This is a genomic window from Ideonella sp. WA131b, from assembly GCA_023657425.1.
In the GTDB taxonomy this organism is placed as follows: domain Bacteria; phylum Pseudomonadota; class Gammaproteobacteria; order Burkholderiales; family Burkholderiaceae_C; genus Rubrivivax.
The window spans coordinates 630,274-647,928 of sequence record JAGTJW010000001.1; the positions used below are offsets into that span (position 1 = coordinate 630,274).

At 67.6% G+C, this 17,655-nt stretch carries 14 protein-coding genes; 4 read left to right on the forward strand and 10 right to left on the reverse strand.

Translation table 11 applies throughout. From position 1 onward, the window contains the following. Positions 1–33: 33 nt before the first annotated feature. Positions 34–510, reverse strand: a complete 477-nt coding sequence (locus tag KA711_03020; protein MCM0607956.1) for a CopD family protein — start codon at positions 508–510, stop codon at positions 34–36. A gap of 104 nt (positions 511–614) precedes the next feature. After that, positions 615–1,010, reverse strand: a complete 396-nt coding sequence (locus tag KA711_03025) for a hypothetical protein (GenBank protein MCM0607957.1) — start codon at positions 1,008–1,010, stop codon at positions 615–617. 177 nt (positions 1,011–1,187) lie between these two features. Between KA711_03025 and KA711_03030 the strand changes: the two genes are divergently transcribed. Then, positions 1,188–2,081, forward strand: coding sequence for an FAD-dependent monooxygenase (locus tag KA711_03030; GenBank protein MCM0607958.1), 894 nt, complete (start codon positions 1,188–1,190; stop codon positions 2,079–2,081). A gap of 27 nt (positions 2,082–2,108) precedes the next feature. Then, on the forward strand, positions 2,109–3,146 hold the full coding sequence (locus KA711_03035) for a cupin domain-containing protein (protein MCM0607959.1): 1,038 nt from the start codon (positions 2,109–2,111) through the stop codon (positions 3,144–3,146). Positions 3,147–3,340: 194 nt separating this feature from the next. Here the strand turns inward: KA711_03035 and KA711_03040 are convergent, their stop codons facing one another. From KA711_03040 to KA711_03065, 6 genes are all read right to left on the reverse strand, one after another. Then, complete coding sequence (locus KA711_03040; GenBank protein MCM0607960.1) at positions 3,341–4,681, reverse strand: hypothetical protein; 1,341 nt, start codon at positions 4,679–4,681, stop codon at positions 3,341–3,343. A 165-nt stretch (positions 4,682–4,846) separates the two neighbouring features. Beyond that, positions 4,847–5,917 (reverse strand): dienelactone hydrolase family protein, encoded by a 1,071-nt coding sequence (locus tag KA711_03045; GenBank protein MCM0607961.1) that lies wholly within the window; start codon positions 5,915–5,917, stop codon positions 4,847–4,849. Between the two features lie 12 nt (positions 5,918–5,929). Further along, complete coding sequence (locus tag KA711_03050) at positions 5,930–7,114, reverse strand: lipid-transfer protein (GenBank protein ID MCM0607962.1); 1,185 nt, start codon at positions 7,112–7,114, stop codon at positions 5,930–5,932. Next, positions 7,114–8,841: an alpha/beta hydrolase gene (locus KA711_03055; GenBank protein MCM0607963.1), complete on the reverse strand. Its 1,728-nt coding sequence runs from the start codon at positions 8,839–8,841 to the stop codon at positions 7,114–7,116. Before KA711_03055 ends, KA711_03050 begins: the two co-directional genes overlap by 1 nt. Continuing rightward, positions 8,838–10,406: an AMP-binding protein gene (locus tag KA711_03060; protein MCM0607964.1), complete on the reverse strand. Its 1,569-nt coding sequence runs from the start codon at positions 10,404–10,406 to the stop codon at positions 8,838–8,840. Before KA711_03060 ends, KA711_03055 begins: the two co-directional genes overlap by 4 nt. 115 nt (positions 10,407–10,521) lie before the next feature. Next, the gene (locus tag KA711_03065; GenBank protein MCM0607965.1) at positions 10,522–11,274 is read right to left on the reverse strand and encodes a TetR/AcrR family transcriptional regulator; all 753 of its coding nucleotides are present in this window, start codon (positions 11,272–11,274) and stop codon (positions 10,522–10,524) included. A 165-nt stretch (positions 11,275–11,439) separates the two neighbouring features. On the opposite strand from KA711_03065, the gene KA711_03070 reads away from it, so the two are divergent. Together KA711_03070 and KA711_03075 are read left to right on the forward strand one after the other, a co-directional pair. Continuing rightward, positions 11,440–12,378: a LysR family transcriptional regulator gene (locus tag KA711_03070; GenBank protein ID MCM0607966.1), complete on the forward strand. Its 939-nt coding sequence runs from the start codon at positions 11,440–11,442 to the stop codon at positions 12,376–12,378. 211 nt (positions 12,379–12,589) lie between these two features. Beyond that, complete coding sequence (locus KA711_03075; protein ID MCM0607967.1) at positions 12,590–13,888, forward strand: DUF1254 domain-containing protein; 1,299 nt, start codon at positions 12,590–12,592, stop codon at positions 13,886–13,888. A 37-nt stretch (positions 13,889–13,925) separates the two neighbouring features. Here KA711_03075 and KA711_03080 read toward each other — a convergent pair whose 3' ends face one another. Continuing rightward, on the reverse strand, positions 13,926–14,897 hold the full coding sequence (locus tag KA711_03080; protein ID MCM0607968.1) for a tripartite tricarboxylate transporter substrate binding protein: 972 nt from the start codon (positions 14,895–14,897) through the stop codon (positions 13,926–13,928). 44 nt (positions 14,898–14,941) lie between these two features. Continuing rightward, complete coding sequence (locus KA711_03085; protein MCM0607969.1) at positions 14,942–17,311, reverse strand: TonB-dependent receptor; 2,370 nt, start codon at positions 17,309–17,311, stop codon at positions 14,942–14,944. Between the last annotated feature and the right edge of the window lie 344 nt (positions 17,312–17,655).

A 17,655-nucleotide genomic window follows, 5' to 3' on the forward strand; every position in this document is an offset into this window, starting at 1 on the left:
ACGGGCAGACCGGTCATGGACGGCCGGCCGCGATCAGGCCGGCAGCTTCAGCACCGCGACGAGCACGACGACGATGCCGATGGCCAGGTTGACGCCCACCCAGCGACGCAGCGCGGCCAGCTGCACGGCGCCCAGCGCCCAGTCGGCCGCCGCCACGGCCAGCGACAAGCGCTTGTAGAGCACAAAGCGGATGTGGCCGAAGATCAGCATCATCAGCAGACCCAGCAGCGCCATCAGCGTCCAGCTCGGTGGCATCGAGAAGCTGCCGCCGCCCTGCACCACCTGCTTGGCCACGCGGCCGATCATCCACAGTCCGGTGGCCAGCGTCACGGCGGCCGCGGCCAGCACGGCCGCGAAGAAGCGCCCCAGCACGGCCTGCATCAGCGGCAGCCGCTGCGGCGGCGGCAGCGCGGCCACCGCCGGACGCAAGAAGAAGTGCGCAAACACCATGCCGCCGACCCACACGACAACCGCGAGCACGTGCAGGGCATTCAAGAGGGCATACAGCATGGGGAAGCGTCCTTGCGCGTGGCGCGCACCGTCGGGCCCGGCGGGACCGCCCGGCCAAGCTCGGCATTCTCAACGGGCCGCGCTTGCCCCCGGTGGCGTCGGGCTCAGCCCTCGCTCTCGCTCTCGCCCTCGCCCTCGGTCGGAGCCGAAGCGGCACGGGGCAGGTGCAGCAGCTTCGTGTCGGGGTGCAGCACGAACTCCACCTGTAGGGACGTGAGCATGAGGTCGACCTTGGCGGTGAGCGTGACCGGACCGTCGACGATGGGCCGGGCGCGCAACTCCTCCGCGGCGAGCGCGAGCATGTCGCGCATCTGCGCCACGGCCTCGCGGGTGGCGGCGTTGCCGGCGCGGTCGCCCAGCTCGAAGGCCTTGCGCTTGGTGGCGCTGACCGCGTCGCCGGCCTGCGCGACCACCGCGCCGGCGCCGTCCTTGACGGTGACGGCCACCTTGGCGGCCGAGCTGGAGAGCTGGCCCCCCAGTTCCTTGATGCGATCGAGCATGGCGTGCGGGCCGCGGCAGCGGACAGGGAGGCAAGGAACCGCAGTGTCGCGGCGCGCCGCGGCGGCGGCAAGCGCACAAGGGGCGTGGGTGGATGTGGTGTCGGGGGCGGCACGGCCCCGGGGTCTCGGCCGGCTTCATCGCTAGACTGCGCATCCGCCGCCCGCCCGCAAGCCCGCATGAACACCCACCCCGACACGCGCCCGGTCATCGTCTGCGGCGGCGGCATCGGCGGCCTGGCCGCGGCGCTGGCGCTGGTGCGGCGCGGCCTGTCGGTGGTGGTCCTGGAGCAGGCGGCCGAGATCGGCGAGATCGGCGCCGGCATGCAGCTCGGGCCCAACGCCTTCCACGCCTTCGACGCGCTGGGTGTCGGCCCGCAGGCCCGCAGCCGCGCCGTCTACACCGACTGCCTGGTCATGCACGACGCGGTCGACGAGTCGCTGGTGGGCCGCATCGAGACCGGCGAGGCCTTCCGCCGCCGCTTCGGCAACCCGTATGCGGTGATCCACCGCGCCGACGTCCACACGGCGCTGCTCGAAGGCGCGCAAGCCAGCGGCCTCGTCACCCTGCACACCCACACGCGGGTTGCGCGCATCGAGCAGGACGCGGCGGCCGGCACCGTGACCGCGATCGATCAGGCCGGCCGCCGCTGGACAGGCTGCGCGCTCATCGGCGCCGACGGCGGCAAATCGGTGGTGCGCGCGCAGTACGTGAACGACCCGCCGCGCGTGACGGGCCACGTCGTCTACCGCGCCGTCGTCGACAAGGCGGCGTTTCCGGAGGACCTGCGCTGGAACGCCGCCAGCCTGTGGGCCGGCCCGCGCTGCCACCTGGTCCACTACCCGCTGCGCGGCGGCGAGCAGTACAACATCGTCGTCACCTTCCACAGCCGCCAGCCCGAGCAGTGGGGCGTCAGCGACGGCAGCAGGGACGAGGGGCGGCTGTATCACGCCGCGGGCGTGGAGCGTCTGGTGCGCAACGCGCTGTGGAAGGGTCGCTCGCAGGAGCGCTTCTACGATGCCCTGGACTGGCTCTACCGTTGGAACGTCGACAACTGCCTGCAACAGGGCTGAGAGCGTGAGCCCCGGAGACACCTCGCCATGACCGAACTCGGCCGCCTCGAAGACCTGCCCCAGGACTACCGCGACGAGCTCGCCCGCCGCAACCTGGTGCCGCTGTGGCCCAGCCTGCGCGCCCTGCTGCCGCCGGGCGTGCCCGGCCGCCAGACGCGCCCCACCCACTGGCCCTACGCCTCGTTGCGCCCGCTGCTGATGCGGGCCGGCGAGCTGACGCCCATGCACAAGGCCGAGCGCCGCGTGCTGGTGCTGGCCAACCCGGGCCACGGCCTGGACGCGATGAAGGTGAGCCCGGCCATCTACCTGGGCATGCAGCTGCTGTTGCCGGGCGAGCGTGCGCCCAGCCATCGCCACACGCCCAACGCCGTGCGCATGGTGGTCGAGGGCCGCGGTGCCAGCACCACGGTGGACGGCGAGCGCTGCCCGATGGAACGCGGCGACCTGATCCTCACGCCCACGGGCCTGTGGCACGAGCACGAGCACACGGGCGACGCGCCGGTGGTGTGGCTGGACGTGCTCGACCTGCCGCTGATGCACTATGCCGAGGCCTCGTATGCCGTTGAAGGCCCTCGCCAGGCCGTGGTACCCGGCCGCGGCGACCAGGTCTACGCCCGCGGCGGCGTCGTGCCCTCGCCCGCGTTCGGCCGCAGCGGCAAGGCCTACCCGATGCTGCGCTATCCCTGGTCCCAGGTGCGTGCGGCCCTCGTGGCGCTGGCCGCCGACCGCGCGGGCGACGATGCGGTGCAGGTCTCCTACGTCAACCCCGAAACCGGCACCGACGTGCAGAACAACCTCGGCTTCCATGCCCTGATGCTGCGCCCGGGGCAGACGCTGGCGCTGCCGGCACGGTCGCCCGCCAGCGTGTTCCACGTCATCGAAGGTGCGGCCGAGGCCGCCATTGACGGCCACACCCTGGCGCTGGCCGAGGCCGACACCTGCTGCGCCCCCGGCTACACCCCGGTGGCGCTGCGCAACCGGCAGGCCGACGCGCCGTGCTTCGTGTTCATCGCCGACGAAAGCCCGCTGCACCGCAAGCTGGGCGTGTACGAAGTGCGCGCCTGAAGACCGCGCGCCGAGCGCGAACGGACGCTTCGGCGAGCGCGACGGCCGAGGATCTGCGGACCGTGCGCGAGCCGCTGTGCGGGGCCGTCAGACCTCGGGAGCCTGGGTGAACAGCGAGTGGCCGTCCTGGCCGTTGGGGGGGTACGGCACACACACGCCCACGCCGCCCTTCGGCGACGGAGGCCAAGAGACCTTCACCGCTGACCTCCTGGTTGAGCCGGTTCCAGGATGGATCTGGCGGCGGTGCCGGACTGTCGGAGTCGGAACTTGTAGAGCTTGCCGCTGCCCACCGTGGGGTAGTAGACGGTGCCGCCGCAGTCCGGGGTGATCACCAGTCCGGCGCCGCGTTCCACCCATGGCCCGCTGGCGAGTTCAGCACCGGTGGAAGCTTCACGCCAGACCACCCTTTCGCGCTCGTAGTTGAAGCGCCCGTTGGCTTCGGTGGCCGATGAGATGAACACGCGGTCACCCGTCGGGCCGATCAGGGCCGAGAAGCTGAACGAGCTTTGCTGCGCCTGCCAAAGCTCGGTCAGTCCCGAGTCCAGGTTGAACTGCAGGGCCACGAGACGGTTGGCGCCACCATCGAAGGAAAAGACGGTTTGCGCGTCGGGATCCACCGTGGGCATCGAGGGCATGAACGAGCCGGGTCGATCGCGAAACGGCTGCAGCCGCCAGACACGCTGCGCATCCGCCTGCGAGATGGCCAGAATCGACATCGGGGTGCGCGACGGCAAGGCGTTGGTCTGCAAGACAACGACCGCCCCCATGGCGGCCGCCGCGGTCGCCGTCGTCTGACCCTCCAGCCGGTAGGCGACGGGGCCCCACGATTCGTCGCGTCGCAGCTGCGCACCTTCCCACACAAATCGGTGGACAAAGTCCTGCCCGGGGGCATAGATCAGGTCTCGGCCGTTCCAGGCGGTCGCAGTGATGCGCCCACCCAGCGCCTCAGGGGCCTGCAACACGGAGACGACCTTCATCGACTCCGGGTCCACCGCCACGAGCATCGAGGGCGGAGTCGCCGCACTCCCGCAATCTCCCATCACCGCCCGAAAGCCATCGACCGTGCAGCCTGGCACACGGTGCAGGGACTTCATGACCAAGGTCCCGTCCGAGGTTGCGACGAATCCGTTGTACGCGACATCCGCGGGGCGCTGTGCCGTGGGCAGCACGGTGATGGCCAGGACACGCCCGCTGGCGGCATCGAGCTTGGCCAGCCGGTAGCCGAACAGCGCGTAGAGAAACCCATTGGCGTGGATGCCGACCGAGCCCGGGTAGTTCCACTCTCCCGTGGTGCCGGGAGGAAGCAGGCGCGTGCGCCATTGCTCCCGCAAGGAGTCCGCATCGAGCATGGCCACGAACGGGCCGCCCGCGCTGCCCGTATTGGCGCCCAGCGCACCGGCCAGCACCACGAGCTCGCCCGGTCCCCGGGTGGCGAGGTTCCAGATGCCCGGGAGGTTCTCGGCCAACTGCACCTCGACCTCGATCGCCTTCCCGCGCAACTGCGATGCGGAGGGCTCGGTGACGGCGGCAAACAAGTGCGACCGCGAAGAGTCCGCATGTTCGAAGGGCGCGGCCGACGGGAACCAAGGCCCGACCGCGGGGCGATCACGGACTGGGCACCCGACCGCTGCCACCGCGCATGCGAGCGTGGAGGCGGCCAGTGTGGCCTGCAAAGCCGCTCGAGCACGCACGGAAGCTCCTTACTTGGCGAGCACGGTCAGGCCGTCGACGGCACCCCTCAGGTACGGAGAGAGGCCGTCCTGACTGAGTGTGCTCGCGGCCTGCGCATCACGCTTGAGGTGAAGGTCGAAGAATCGCAACGTGGCCACGCGCACGATGGGCTGCACGTCGGCCCGGGTGGACGAAGGCGCGACGAACTCGCCCTGTTCGGGCGCGGAAGTGAAGTCGAGATGACGGGCGTTGTTCATCCACACGAAGCGGTGCCTGCCTTCGTTCTCGGGCCAAACGGAGAAGGCCTGCAGGCGCCCGATCGGCGGATGGTGTCCCTGTTGTCGGTCCAGGGTTCCGGAGATGCCCAGAAGCGGCATGGCCAGCGAGCGAAAGCTCTCCGCCACGAAGAAGGGTTCGGCCACACCCTGAGGGGAGAGCGCAACACCACAGGAAACCCGCCGATCGCGCAAGTCCGGTCCCAAGGTGTCGCCTTCGCCCCGGGCAGGCTGGAGCCACTTCAAGGCTGGCCGCATCCCCCCCACGACCATCGTCGTGTAGGCGCCGAAGGAATGCCCCATCAGGCCGATGTGCCTCACATCGAGCTTGCCGCGAAGCTGCGGGTGGGACCTGTTCCATTCCTCGGCACGATCGATCGCGAAGCTGACATCCACCGGTCTTCCGAGCACTTCCTCCCGGTCGACGATCATGTCCATGAGGGTCTGCATCATGCGCAGCCCGCCCCGCCTGAGCCGCTCGGTGTTGCTGCCGACATGTTCCAGCGCCAGCACGACGTATCCATGGGAAGCCAGGTGCTGGTTCTGCCCGGCATGGGTGTCCCAGTTTCCTCCCGCGCCATGCGACACGATCACGACCGGAAAGGGGCCGTCTCCCTGAGGAAGGTGGACCTTGATCGGTAACTCGCGGCCACCACGCGAAGCATCCATTTCCCTTGGAAACGGCATCACCCGCACTTGGAATGCCCCTGGCGCCGCCCAGTCCTGGGCGAGCGCAGCGCTTGGCAGCGACAAGACGAGCCAGAGCAGCAGCCCCATCGATCGGATGAAGGCTGGCCCCACGGTGAGCAGGCGAGATCGGTTCATGAGTGTGTCGGCTCAGTCGACGGTGAGCAAGGACACCACGGTCGCGCCTCCAATGCCCTGGTTGTGGCACAGGCCGGCGCGGGCGCGAGGAACCTGGCGCATGCCGGCTTCTCCTCGCAACTGTTGCACCACTTCAACCACCTGCGCGACTCCGGTTGCACCGAGAGGATGGCCTTTGGAGATCAGGCCGCCAGAAGGATTGACCACCCAGCGCCCGCCGTAGGTGTGCTGGCCATCGTGGATCAGCCGGACCGCGGCGCCGGCATCTGCCAATCCCAAGGCCTCGATGGAGACGACGGCGTTGATGGCGAAGCTGTCGTGAAGCTCGACAAGCTGACAGTCGGCCACGCCCAACCCGCTCGCCTCATACACCGCCGCGGACGCCCGGCGGGACTCGTCTGATCCCATCAGGGCCATCGCCGAACCGGATTCGAAGGTGGCTGGCAGGTCCGTGGCCATCGAGATCTCCCGCAGGGCGGGGCCGCGCGTGAGCAGGCCGCGCCGTTGCGCAAAGTCGTGCGAGCTCAGGATCAACGCGGCTGCGCCGGAGGTTGGTGCGCAGCACTGCAGGCGCGTGATCGGCTCGCACACCGTGGCCGACCGCAGGACGTCCTGCGCGCTGACCTGCTCTCGAAAGACTGCGACCGGATTGTGCGCGGCGTGTCGCCTGAACGCCGATACCACCTCTCCCAGCACCGCACTCGTCTGGCCATGCAGGGCCAGGTATTCGCGCGCCGCGGCCGCATAGAACTGAGCCGTGACCGACAGGCTGGGGTCAAAGTCCATGAGTCTGACCAGCGACTCGCCGTGGCGCCTCAGGGGAGACGGGTGGTGCGGAAAGGCCGACTGCAGCGCCCCGGGCAGCATCTGCTCCATTCCAAGCACGAGGATGCAGTCCGCACCCGCCCGGATGGCCTGCGCACCAAGATAGAGAGCACTCGCGCCCGAGGCGCAGTTGTTGTTGACGTTGACCACCGGCAGCCCCGTCATGCCCACCCCGTACAAGGCGGACTGGCCGGACGTGCTGTCACCGTACACATGCCCGACAAATGCCTGCTGCACATCCGCGTAGTCGAGGCTGCTGTCCGCCAGCGCCAGCTTCACGGCTGCACTGCCCATGTCGTGCAGGGAGGCGCCGACGCCCGGCTTCGCGAACGGCAAGACCCCGGCACCGACGACCCTGACCCAATGGCTCATCAGGCTTGCGGCGACGCCGACTCGCAGCGTGCGTCCGACTCGATCGAAGAACTGGCGCTGGCGCCTTCGAGGCAACGGGTCACGAACGCGAAGCAATCGTCCGCGAACTCTGCCGGGCACTCCAAGGGCGGGCAATGTCCTGCCGTCTCGTATTGGGTCATGCGCGCGCCCAGCCTCCCCGCCATCGCCTCGGCCTGGGTTGCCGAGAGGACCGTGTCGGCGCCGCCGTGCGCCACCCAGATGGGCGTGCTGATCTGTCCGACGGTGGCCCTCTGGTCGTCGCGGGTGACCACGGCCCTGATCAGGTTCGACATGCCGGGAAGGTCGAAATGCCGCACCTCCTCGTGCCACAGAGAGACCCAGTTGGGGTATGCATCCAGGTGCCGCTTCCCCACCAGCGAAGCCGCGTAAAGCGCAGCGGTCTCTTCCGACCAAATCAGCGGCAGGAACTCGGAGGCACGCTGGAGCTCGGTCGCCTGCGTGGGGTCGAAGGGTGCATCCGTGGTTGCCACGAGTGCCAGACCCGCGAGGCGCTCGCCCATCAGGGCCGCCAGCTCAATCGCGATCATCCCTCCCATCGAGTGGCCCACGACGATGCAATGCCGAACATCGCGTCGCTCGAGTTCCTTCAGCAGCTCCCCGGCTTCTTCGCGCAGCGTCCACCCGGCTGGCGGCGCGACCCGGTCTCCGTGTGACCGTTGCCACGGCGCGATGCACGGTATGCCGGCCCGCTCCAGCCTTTGCACGCACGGGTCCCAGATGGCCGGCGACATCAGGTAGCCGTGGAGAAACACCACCGCCGATGCTGAGGACCCCCGGGCGTGGTGGCTCGTGCGGGCCGGTCTCACACCCGGATCTCGAGACAACAACCGACCCGTGGCCGCCGCGCGCAAGAAGCGCCCGCAGGCACTGAAGAAGAGTTCCGGATCTTCCCAGAGAAAGAGGTTGCCGCCCCGGGGAACAGCGGCCAGGGACGCATTCGGAATGCGGGACTGCAGCCGTCGCAGCGTATGGATGGGTGCCCAACCATCGAAAGCCGGTGCCACGATCAGGACCGGTGTGGCGTTGTCCTGGAGCTCGCTCGGACGAAAGAAGTCCGAAAGCTGAAGCTCCATCCAGCGGCGCACGCGGGAAGGGTGAAAGCGCCCCTTGTCGGCCTCGAGCCTGCGATGAACGATGGCCTCCAGCGCATCGAAGTGCCGGTCGGCGAACTCCGGCGTGACGCTGGAGAGCAGCCACCACCACGTGTAGTGTTCGAGATCGTCCGATCCTGTGATGCTGTCGACGAAACGCATGGCGAGGTCGCGGATGCGGGGGTGCTCCCCGGTGCGGGTCGGGGGCGAAATGAGCACCACCGAGGCCAATCTGCCGGGATGCTCGACAAGCATCGTCAGGGCGATGCAGGCGCCGCCGGTCCAGCCGACGAGATGAAAGGCCGGGTTGCCCAGTTCCTCCGCCATGGACACGAGCAGCTGTCCATAGCGCGAGAAGAGCTCGCGCGCATCCTGGGTCTCGTCCACCCAATCGACGGGTAGGTTGGGCGCGACCAGGCTGAAGTCCCTTGCGAGCTCGCTCCAGATGCCAGCCCACAGATTCATGCCCACTGGCGCGGCCCGAACCAGGAAAAGAAGGGGCTTGCCGGCTCCCAGCTCCACTCGGGCGCCCACACCGCAGATCACCGCCTCGCGCGGTAAGGGCGCGGCGGCGTCAAGCTGCAAGGGGCTCATCCCTGCCTCACTGGAGGCGCGAGCCCAGACCACTGTTCCCGCAGCGCGCGCTTGAGTACCTTGCCGAGCGCGTTTCGCGGAAATTCCTTCACGAACTCCAACGAGGCCAAACGCTGGATCTTGCTGACCCTGTCGTTGCACCACGCGCGCAGCGTCTGGGCATCGACCTCGGCACCGGGCTTCGGGATCACCAACGCCAGCGGCGTTTCTCCCCATTTCTCGTCAGGCACGCCGATCACGGCCGCTTCACGCACGTCGGGGTGTGTCATCAGCACCGCTTCGATGTCCGAGGGGTAGACGTTGAAGCCACCCGAAATGATCATGTCCTTCTTGCGGTCGACGATGTGCAGGTTCAGGTCCCGATCGAGATAGCCGATGTCGCCGCTGCGAAAGAAGCGCAGTCCGTCTCTATCGCACCACACGCAGGCGGCATCCAGGTCGGGCTTTCGGAAGTACCCGGTGAGCAAGACCGCGCTACGGCCAACGATTTCCCCGACTTGCCCCGAAGGCACTTCCTGGTCCGACGAGTCGATGATCCGCAGCTCAGTCCCCGCCATCGGCGACCCCACCCCGCATTCCAGCGGCTGCTCCTCCCGGGCGGGCCGCACCAAGGTGCCGAACCCCTCCGTCATGCCGTACAGCTCCACGAAGGCCGGGCCCACCACCTCGAGCCACCGCTGCTTGATGCCTTTGGCGAGTGCGGCGCCGCCGCAGACGAGACCCTCCATCGACTCCAGGTGGTCTTTGGCGAACTGAGGCGAGCCGAGGACGACGGCGCACTGCAGGGGCACGACAAAGGTGTGTGTGATGCGGGCCGTCTTGCAGGTGGAGAGAAAGCCATCCACCGTGAACACCGGCATCACGTGCAGGGTGCCCCCCATCAGGAGAGTGGGCAGGATCATCAGCCAGGCGCCGTTGCTGTACATCGGGGTGGTGAGCAGCACGCGCGACCAGCGGCTGATCGAGAGTTCGGCGGCCATTCCCAGAGCGAACATGAGCCGCCCGTGGTGGGAGTGGGCGATCCCCTTGGGCAAGCCGGTGGTGCCCGAGCTGTAGAGGAGGGAACACGCGTCACCGGGCTCGAGCGCGGACGGGCTGAATGCGCCGAGGTCCTCCCGAGGCCGCGTGAGATCGTCGACGGCGAGGACTCGGGCAGCCGTCGTGCTCGCGAGGGTGGCCAAGGCGCCATGCAGCGGGTCGCGCAGCTCATCGGAGCAGACGATTGCGTGCAGGTCTGCATCCTCGATCAGCCTGCCCAGGGCGTCTGCAGGCAGCATCGTGGAAAAGGGCACCACGACTCCGCCAGCCAGCCAGATTCCGACCATCAGGGGCAGGAAGCTCAACTCGTTGCCCATCAGGACGCCCACCCGGCCGCCGCGGGACAAGCCCGTGGCCGACAACGCGGAAGCGACAGAACCGCTCTGGGCGCTGAGTTCCGCGTAGCTCATCGACTGCGACCCACGCTGCGCGCAAGGTCGTGCGGGCGTGCTGCGCCCATGAAGCCAGATGGCGTGCCCGACGTGATCGAAGAGAGCCTCGGGAGAAGGCGAAGAAGGCGATTTCATGAGGAGCAACCGACAGCTCGTGGGGAGAAGGACTCAGCAAAGTCTCGCGGCGAGCTCACAGATCGACAACTCGGATTCGGCATCCCGCGCCAGGCGGCGCGCGATGCGTCCCTGCTCACGTGTGCAGCGGACCCATGTCGCCGTGAATGGTCCGCAGCAAGCTGTCTACGCTTCGTTGACGCACCTGCGGACTGACCAGCTCGCCCGCTCCGCCCAGGCCGCCCATGATGGCCCTCTCAATGTGGGCGAGCAGCTGGTCGTGACACCTGGCAGCCGTGTCCGCCAGTCGGCGCTCGCGCTCGCGGCCTGGCGGGAAATGAGCATCCAGAAGGCGTTGCCAGCGCCAGGAGAATTCCCGGGCGCAGCGTGCGCACTGCTCGTCCGTGGAGATGGCGTACACGGCATGCGCGATCTGGCGCCACACGTGCAGCTTGTGCGCATAGCGTTGGAAGACTCCCGCGACGATCGCATCGACCTGCACCTCCAGCGTGCTGCCGCCATCGTCATCGAGCAGCCGGTCGAAGTCCGCCAGCAGACGGCTGCTGTGGCTGTACAGCCAAAGGGCGAGCACCGTCTCCTTGTTGGAGAAGTACTCGTAGAAGCTGCCAATGCCCACTCCGGCCAGATCGGCGATGTGGTTGGTCGTGCAAGCCTCGAAAGACTGGGTGCCGAGCACCTTCTCGAACGCCTCCAGGATGGCCTCGCACACGGACCGTGAGCTGCTGCGGACCGGTCTACGCCTCAATCGGACCTTGTTGCTGCGGGTTCCGACCCCGGCTTCGAGTCCGCCGCGGGCCGCGGCCGCGCTGGGCCAGGCGTGCGGCATCCGGGCGGTGGGTGACGTCGACCCTTGGCGGGTGTGGTTCATGGCATGTTGCCCTCTGCCTGGATGCCTCGGGATCCGGCCCCTGCCCGGAAACCGCCGAAGGCGGCAATCGCGAGACCCAGGCTACGGCGTCGCGGACGACTGTAGGCAGGCCATCACTTTCAGTCCAATGATATGATTTGAACAAGTAATCAATTCATCCAATACGTGCAGGAAGACCTGCCCCAGTCGAAAGTCGCCTTCCTGAGGTTGCGCGACCTGTACATGCTCGACCTCATCGCGGAGGCAGGCAGCCTGAGCGGCGCCGCGGAGCAGCTCCACTTGACGCAACCCGGCGTTACCCAGGCGCTTCAGGCACTGGAGGCGGCCTTCGGGGTCAAGCTCGTCGATCGCGGCAGGCGGGGCCAGCGTGGGGTGGCCTTGACGGCGGCCGGGCGGGCGGCCCTGGTCAGGCTGCGCCTGGCCAGGCGCGAAGTTTGGGCGGCGATCCAGGCTTCGCGTGCACCGGAAATCGCCTCGCTGCGTATCGGCACGCTGGCCACTTCGCTGGTGGACCTGCTTCCGCGCGCGTTGGGTCGACTCCAGGAGGCTGTTCCGTCTCTGGAGGTGGTCTTGGTCGAGTCCAACGTCCCGGACCTGTGGAAGCGGCTTTCCACAGGCGATGTGGACGTCATCGTATGCCGCCTGCCCGAGATCGAGCAATGGAGCGCCCTGCTGCCCTTGATCATGTACGACCGGGTCCAGGAAGAGCGCCTGGTGCTCGTCGGCGCTGCGGATCACCCAGCCGTCCGCAAGCCCGCGCGGAGCTTGCAGCAGCTGCGTCAGCACCCCTGGGCACTGCCACCCAGCGGCTCCTTCACCCGCGCGGCCTTCGAGCAGCTTTACCTGCGCGCGAACCTCGAACCACCACGCCCGGCGGTGACTTGCCTGTCGTTTCACGCCAACCTCCAGCTGGCCTGCCGCAGCCCGTTCCTGACAGTGGCGCCGTTGAGCGCTGTGGAAGCCTATCAGCGGGCGCTGCGCTTGAAGGTCATCGACGTCCCCTGGGGAGACCACCACGCCGAGATCGTGGTCGCGTTCCGACGCGTGGACGCCGGCCATCCCCTGATCTCCGAGTTTCGACGCTGCATCACGCCCGTTGCTTGAGGCTGCGCGGGCAGGTCCTGCAACGGTCGCTCGTGATCCACTGCCCGACACATGCGCTCGATCTGCGGCACATGTCGAGTTCCCGCGAACCCGAGTCGCCACGGCCCGTTTCACTCTTAAGATCGCCTCACCCTGACGCGCGATGTCGAGGGCGACAGCCCGAAGTGTCTTTTCCCGCCGCCGGTCTCGTGTCGCCACGAACCCTCATCCAATGGATGCCGCCGACCCTTACCTCGATGCCTTCCTCTACACCTTGCCCGTCTATGAAATGGCGCGTGTACGCCATGTGGCTGTTGGTGGCGCGGAGGGCTCCAGCCGGGGGCGAGTCAATCGGCTCGGGCACCGGCGCACGCTGAGCGACCACCACGCCCGCAGCGTCACCACACCGAACAACGACACCCTTTACTCGAGCGCCTGGCTCGACCTCGACGGCGGACCGCTGCTTTTTCGCCTGCCCCGCATCACCGGCAGATATTGGTCGGTCCAGTTCTTGGACATCTACACCAACAACGTCGAGATAGTGGGCGGAAGAAGCAGTGCGCTGACGGCGGAAAGCAGTGAGCTCAAGCTGTGGATCGCCCTGAAGGGCGACCCCACGCCCGTGCCGGCCGGCCACCAGGTCGTCCGATTGCCCGGGCGAGATGCTTGGATGCTGGTACGCATGGAAGTTCGATCGGATGCCGACTTGAAGGAACTCCACGTGCTGCAGGACGCCATGATCCTGAGTGCGCCGGAGACCAACCGGCCCCCGTCAGGCGCAACGGTGCCTGTGCGCAGGGAGGCAGGCCCGCGCGCGGGCGCCGAGTACCTGGCGGTGGTCAACAACATGCTGCTGCGCAACGGCGTACCTGAACCGGAGCAGGGCCTGGTGGCGCGCTGGAAACCGTTCGGCATCGGTGTCACGCAGGAGCCCGAGGCCGAAGGTGTCGCACTCGAGTGGAGTCGAAGGCTCTCCGACCTCCACGCCTACCTGGCACGGCCCGACCCGGCCCAGGACCGCCCATCCGGCGGATGGAAGCATCCGGACCCTGCCGTCGGCGACTTCGGAGCCGACTATCGACTGCGCGCGCAGGTGGCCCGCGAAGCGCTGGCCTCCCTTCCGGCCCGCGAGGCGGTCTACTTCACGGCCCGCACGGACGCGGGTGGCCTGCCACTGGACGCCGCCGCGTCGTACCGGATTCGGTTTCCGACTGGCGGCTTGCCTGCCGACTCGTTCTGGTCGGTATCGATGTATCAGGTCGAGCGCGACGGCAAGCTCTTCTTCTCCGACAACCCGCTGCGCCGGTACTCGATAGGCTCCCGCACGGAAGGCCTCGTTCGCGAGGCGGATGGATCTTTCGAGATCGTGATGCAGCGCACCGCCCCGGAGGGTGCACAGGGTCGGGCCAACTGGCTGCCAACGCCCGGCCCGGAGCACACCCGCTTCCATCTGGTTCTTCGTGCCTACCTGCCCAGGCCACAGCTGCTGATGGACCGGAACCTGCTGCCGCCTATCCGGCGGGTGGACTGACAGGCCAACGGGCCGCCAGCCTGGCCCCAGCGGTGGGTCAACCTGGCTTGAGATTGGCGCGGCGAACGGCCTCGCCCAACCACCTCAGGTCCCGCTCGATGAGCCTGCCGAACTCCTCTGCACCGGCAAATTGCGACGACATGCCCAAGGGTGTCAACCGCTGCTGCAACCCAGGTGTGCGCGCAGCCGCGGCCAGGGCGCCTTCGAGCGTGGCCAGCACGTCGCGCGGTGTGCCGGCCGGTGCTGCCAGGCCGCCCCAGTACTGGACCGCGGGCACCTCCACGCCCTGCTCCCGGGCTGTGGGAAGGTCCGGCAGGGAAGCAGAGCGCTGGTCCGAGAGCACCGCGATTGCGCGGAACCTTCCAGGCGCCTGGACGAGCACGGAGACGGCCATGGTCATGGCATCGATCTCGCCGCGTGCCAGGGCCAGTGCAGCCTCGGGCCCGCCCTTGAAGGGAATGTTGCTGGCGGCGGCCGCTTCCTGGCCGAGGATGCTCACCATCATCAGGTGATCCATGGATCCGGGGCCCAGCGAGCCGTAGCTGAGCTTGCCCGGGTTCGCCTTGTTCCAGGCCACCAACTCGGGCAGGGTGCGAAATGGCGCCTGGTTGGAGACGGCGAGCACCACGTCGGACGCTCCCATCCGGCCCAGCGGAGCAAACTGTCGCAGCAGGTCGAACTTGCGAGTGGACGCTTGCACTGCGCACATGGTCACGTTCAGGTGGATGAGCGTGTAGCCATCCGCCGGTGCAGACAGCGCACCTTGCACGCCTATCGTGTACAGGCCCCCCGGCCTGTTGTCCACGATCACGCCCTGGCCCAGGTGGGGCCGCAAGTACTCGCCCAGGATCCGGACGGACTGGTCGGCCGCGCCGCCGGGCGGCAAGGGAACGATGATCCTTACCGGCCTGTTCGGGAATGCCGCCTGCGCAAAGGCCTGCCAAGGTGTCGGCAACAGGCTCGCACAGCTTGCCTGGACGAGTCGGCGGCGGGATCGAGAGTGCGACATGGCAGCTAGGCTCTTCGCGGGCGGGGCGAAACGCGTGACGACCGCTAGAAGCGCATCTTCGCTTCCACTTCCACCGTGCGAGGCTCGCCGATGTAGGCTTGGAATGTCCCTGGCTGGGCGGTGCCCGCGAAGACGATGGTGCGGTAGTAGACATTCGTCAGGTTCTGACCGAACGCCGACACTTCCCAGGCTCCGCGCGGTGCCCGCATGCCCAGCCTGGCACCCACGAGCGTATAGCCCACCTGCTCGGCATCGGCCACCAGCGAGGTGCTGGTGTTGACGCCCGATTGCTGCTGCGAATTGACGTTGAAGAAGACGCGCACACCAGCCTGTGCCCAGGGATGCTCCACCTCGACCTGGTTTTGCCACACGCGCTTGGGCGCGTTCACGATCTGACGGCCGCGCAGGTTGGCGTCGGCCGTGGCGGGCCCATAGACGGCCGTGTTCGAAAGCAGGCTCGAGCTCAGGCTGAGCCAATGGAACGGGCGCCAACCCGCCTCCACCTCCACCCCCTTGCTGTTCACTTCCGCTGCATTGGAGATGACGAAGGACGTGCCGTTGAACGCGTTTTGCTGGAAGTTCTGGATGTTGGCCGTGAAGTACGTGACGCTCAGGCGGGCCATTCCCTTCAGGAAACTTGCCTTGGCGCCCACCTCCTGACTGTCGACGATTTCCGGCTGGAACGTGGCCCCCGAACTGCCGCCGAGGCCAGCGGACCGATCGAGGTTGATGCCGCCGGCCTTGTAGCCGCGGGAGGTGCTCGCGTAAACGATCGCGTTTCGTCCGGGCTCGTAGGAGAGCGCGGCTGTGCTCACCGTGGCACTGTCCTTGAAGGTGCTGTCGAAGTCGGGAACCGGGCAAAGCGACTGCGCGCCGGCGGGCACCCCGGTCTTGCACGAAGGACTGTTGAAGGTGAAGCGCCCACCACCGTCCTTGGACTCCGACAGCGCTCGTGCACCGAGGGTGACCTTCCAGCCTTCTGCGACGGTGATGATGTTGTGGGTGAACACCGAGGTGCCGCTGGACGACTGAAAGAAGTTGCGTGCGGTGTCGCCGCCCCCAACGGGGTAAAGAGGCGCAAGCAGCGTTGCCTGCGCAGGGAACAGGCTCTGGAAGAACTTGGCCAGGTCGGCGCCGTACACGAGCGAGGAAGCCTGGTCGGTCTTCTGCTGGAAGTAGTAGGCCCCGACCAGCCAGTCGAGCCTCCCTGCTTCGCCACGCAGGGTCGTCTCGGCAGTGACGAAGCGCTCCCGAGTGTTCTCGCCGGGAAGCTGCAGCAGGTCCAGATTGATGTAGTCCGCAGCATCGCCCGCGCGCAGCGACTTGTAGTCTCGATAGGACAGGATGGTCTTCCAGGTGGCCGAGCCCAGGTTGACCAGCGACTGTGCAGAGATGCCGGATTCCTTCGTATTGGCCACGTAGCCGCCGTTGGCGCCCACGTCCAGCCCATACGGGTTGGTTGGGACGAATCCACCCAGGTTCCTGATGATGGTCGTCCGTGAGCCGTTGACGATGGTCGTGGCTGCGCAGCAGTGCTCTTTCTTTTCCGCGTAATCTGCGATCAGCCGCAAGGAGATGTTCGGGGAGGCCTCGACACGGAGCTGTCCCCTCAGGCTGACACGGTCACGGTCGTTGTACTTCTCCCCGGTGCCGACATCGTTCAGGTACCCGTCACGCTTGTTGACGACGCCGGAGACCCGGAAGGCCACCTTGTCGTCGACCAGGCTGCCCCCGTAGATTGCGGTCACGCGCAACGCATTCCTCTGCCCAACCGAGACGGAAGCCTGTGCCTCGCGCGCGAACCCGGGCTGTCGCGTCTGAATCAACAGGGCGCCAGCCGACACGTTCTTGCCGAACAGGGTACCCTGCGGACCTCGCAGCACCTCGACCTGCGAGATGTCGTGCAGTTCGGACAGGGCGATCCCCTGCCGTGACAGGTAGACGCCGTCCACGAACACGCCAACGGATCCCTCGAGACCCAGGTTGCTCCCGCTCGTGCCCACGCCGCGCAGGCGGATGGTCGACGAGGTGGCCTCGGCCCCACCCACCGTGATGACCAAACCGGGAGCCAGTCGCGTCAGGTCCTGCGTATCGCGTACTGAAGCGGCGTCCATCGCGTCGGCCGAAAGTGCCGTGACGGCCATCGGTACGGAATCGACCGTCTGAGTCCGGCGGTTGGCCGTGATGACGATGGTGGTGCCCGCATCGGCCTCGGTCGCAGTGGCTGTCTGTGCCGTGGCCGCGCTTGGCACGCAGACGGCCACCAACGGAGCCGACAACCATGCGAAAGCTTGGCTCGCAAAGTTCTTGCTGGCGATCGGCCGATGCGTGGGGTTGATGCGCCCGCGGGAAGCGCCCGATGCCGGGCTGCGATGGCCCAAGAGCCGTCGCGCAATCCTACGGTCTTTGCCCATGTTTTGGATCTCCAAATTGTCGAAGCGGCTTGCTGCTGTGAGCCGCGTTCCCGGCGATGAATCGGCTTTGGCTCTGGTGCGAACCGATCGCACACCTGCCAAGGACCAGTCTTAGTCAAGGGAAACGGCCTGGCAACTCGGATTTGGATCGACGTGTTGGTGCCGTCAGACTATCGGCAGCATCAAGAGACTGGCGGCTTACCACCGGTACTGCGCAGTGATTGCGGCCGCGGCTTTCACAGGGCGTGCGGCCAATCGGTGCTGGTGCTGACCGACCGCACCTGAAGGCACTGCTGAATTCGAGGGCTGGCCCTCATTGGCCGCACCCGCTGCATGGTGGCCCC

Bases quoted from the DNA above. Each gene is read 5' to 3' on its own strand.
- KA711_03085 (MCM0607969.1), bottom strand. From the start codon at position 17,311: ATGGGCAAAGACCGTAGGATTGCGCGACGGCTCTTGGGCCATCGCAGC.
- KA711_03075 (MCM0607967.1), top strand. From the start codon at position 12,590: ATGGATGCCGCCGACCCTTACCTCGATGCCTTCCTCTACACCTTGCCC.
- KA711_03045 (MCM0607961.1), bottom strand. From the start codon at position 5,917: ATGAACCGATCTCGCCTGCTCACCGTGGGGCCAGCCTTCATCCGATCG.
- KA711_03060 (MCM0607964.1), bottom strand. From the start codon at position 10,406: ATGAAATCGCCTTCTTCGCCTTCTCCCGAGGCTCTCTTCGATCACGTC.
- KA711_03025 (MCM0607957.1), bottom strand. From the start codon at position 1,010: ATGCTCGATCGCATCAAGGAACTGGGGGGCCAGCTCTCCAGCTCGGCC.
- KA711_03055 (MCM0607963.1), bottom strand. From the start codon at position 8,841: ATGAGCCCCTTGCAGCTTGACGCCGCCGCGCCCTTACCGCGCGAGGCG.
- KA711_03030 (MCM0607958.1), top strand. From the start codon at position 1,188: ATGAACACCCACCCCGACACGCGCCCGGTCATCGTCTGCGGCGGCGGC.
- KA711_03035 (MCM0607959.1), top strand. From the start codon at position 2,109: ATGACCGAACTCGGCCGCCTCGAAGACCTGCCCCAGGACTACCGCGAC.
- KA711_03065 (MCM0607965.1), bottom strand. From the start codon at position 11,274: ATGAACCACACCCGCCAAGGGTCGACGTCACCCACCGCCCGGATGCCG.
- KA711_03050 (MCM0607962.1), bottom strand. From the start codon at position 7,114: ATGAGCCATTGGGTCAGGGTCGTCGGTGCCGGGGTCTTGCCGTTCGCG.
- KA711_03020 (MCM0607956.1), bottom strand. From the start codon at position 510: ATGCTGTATGCCCTCTTGAATGCCCTGCACGTGCTCGCGGTTGTCGTG.
- KA711_03080 (MCM0607968.1), bottom strand. From the start codon at position 14,897: ATGTCGCACTCTCGATCCCGCCGCCGACTCGTCCAGGCAAGCTGTGCG.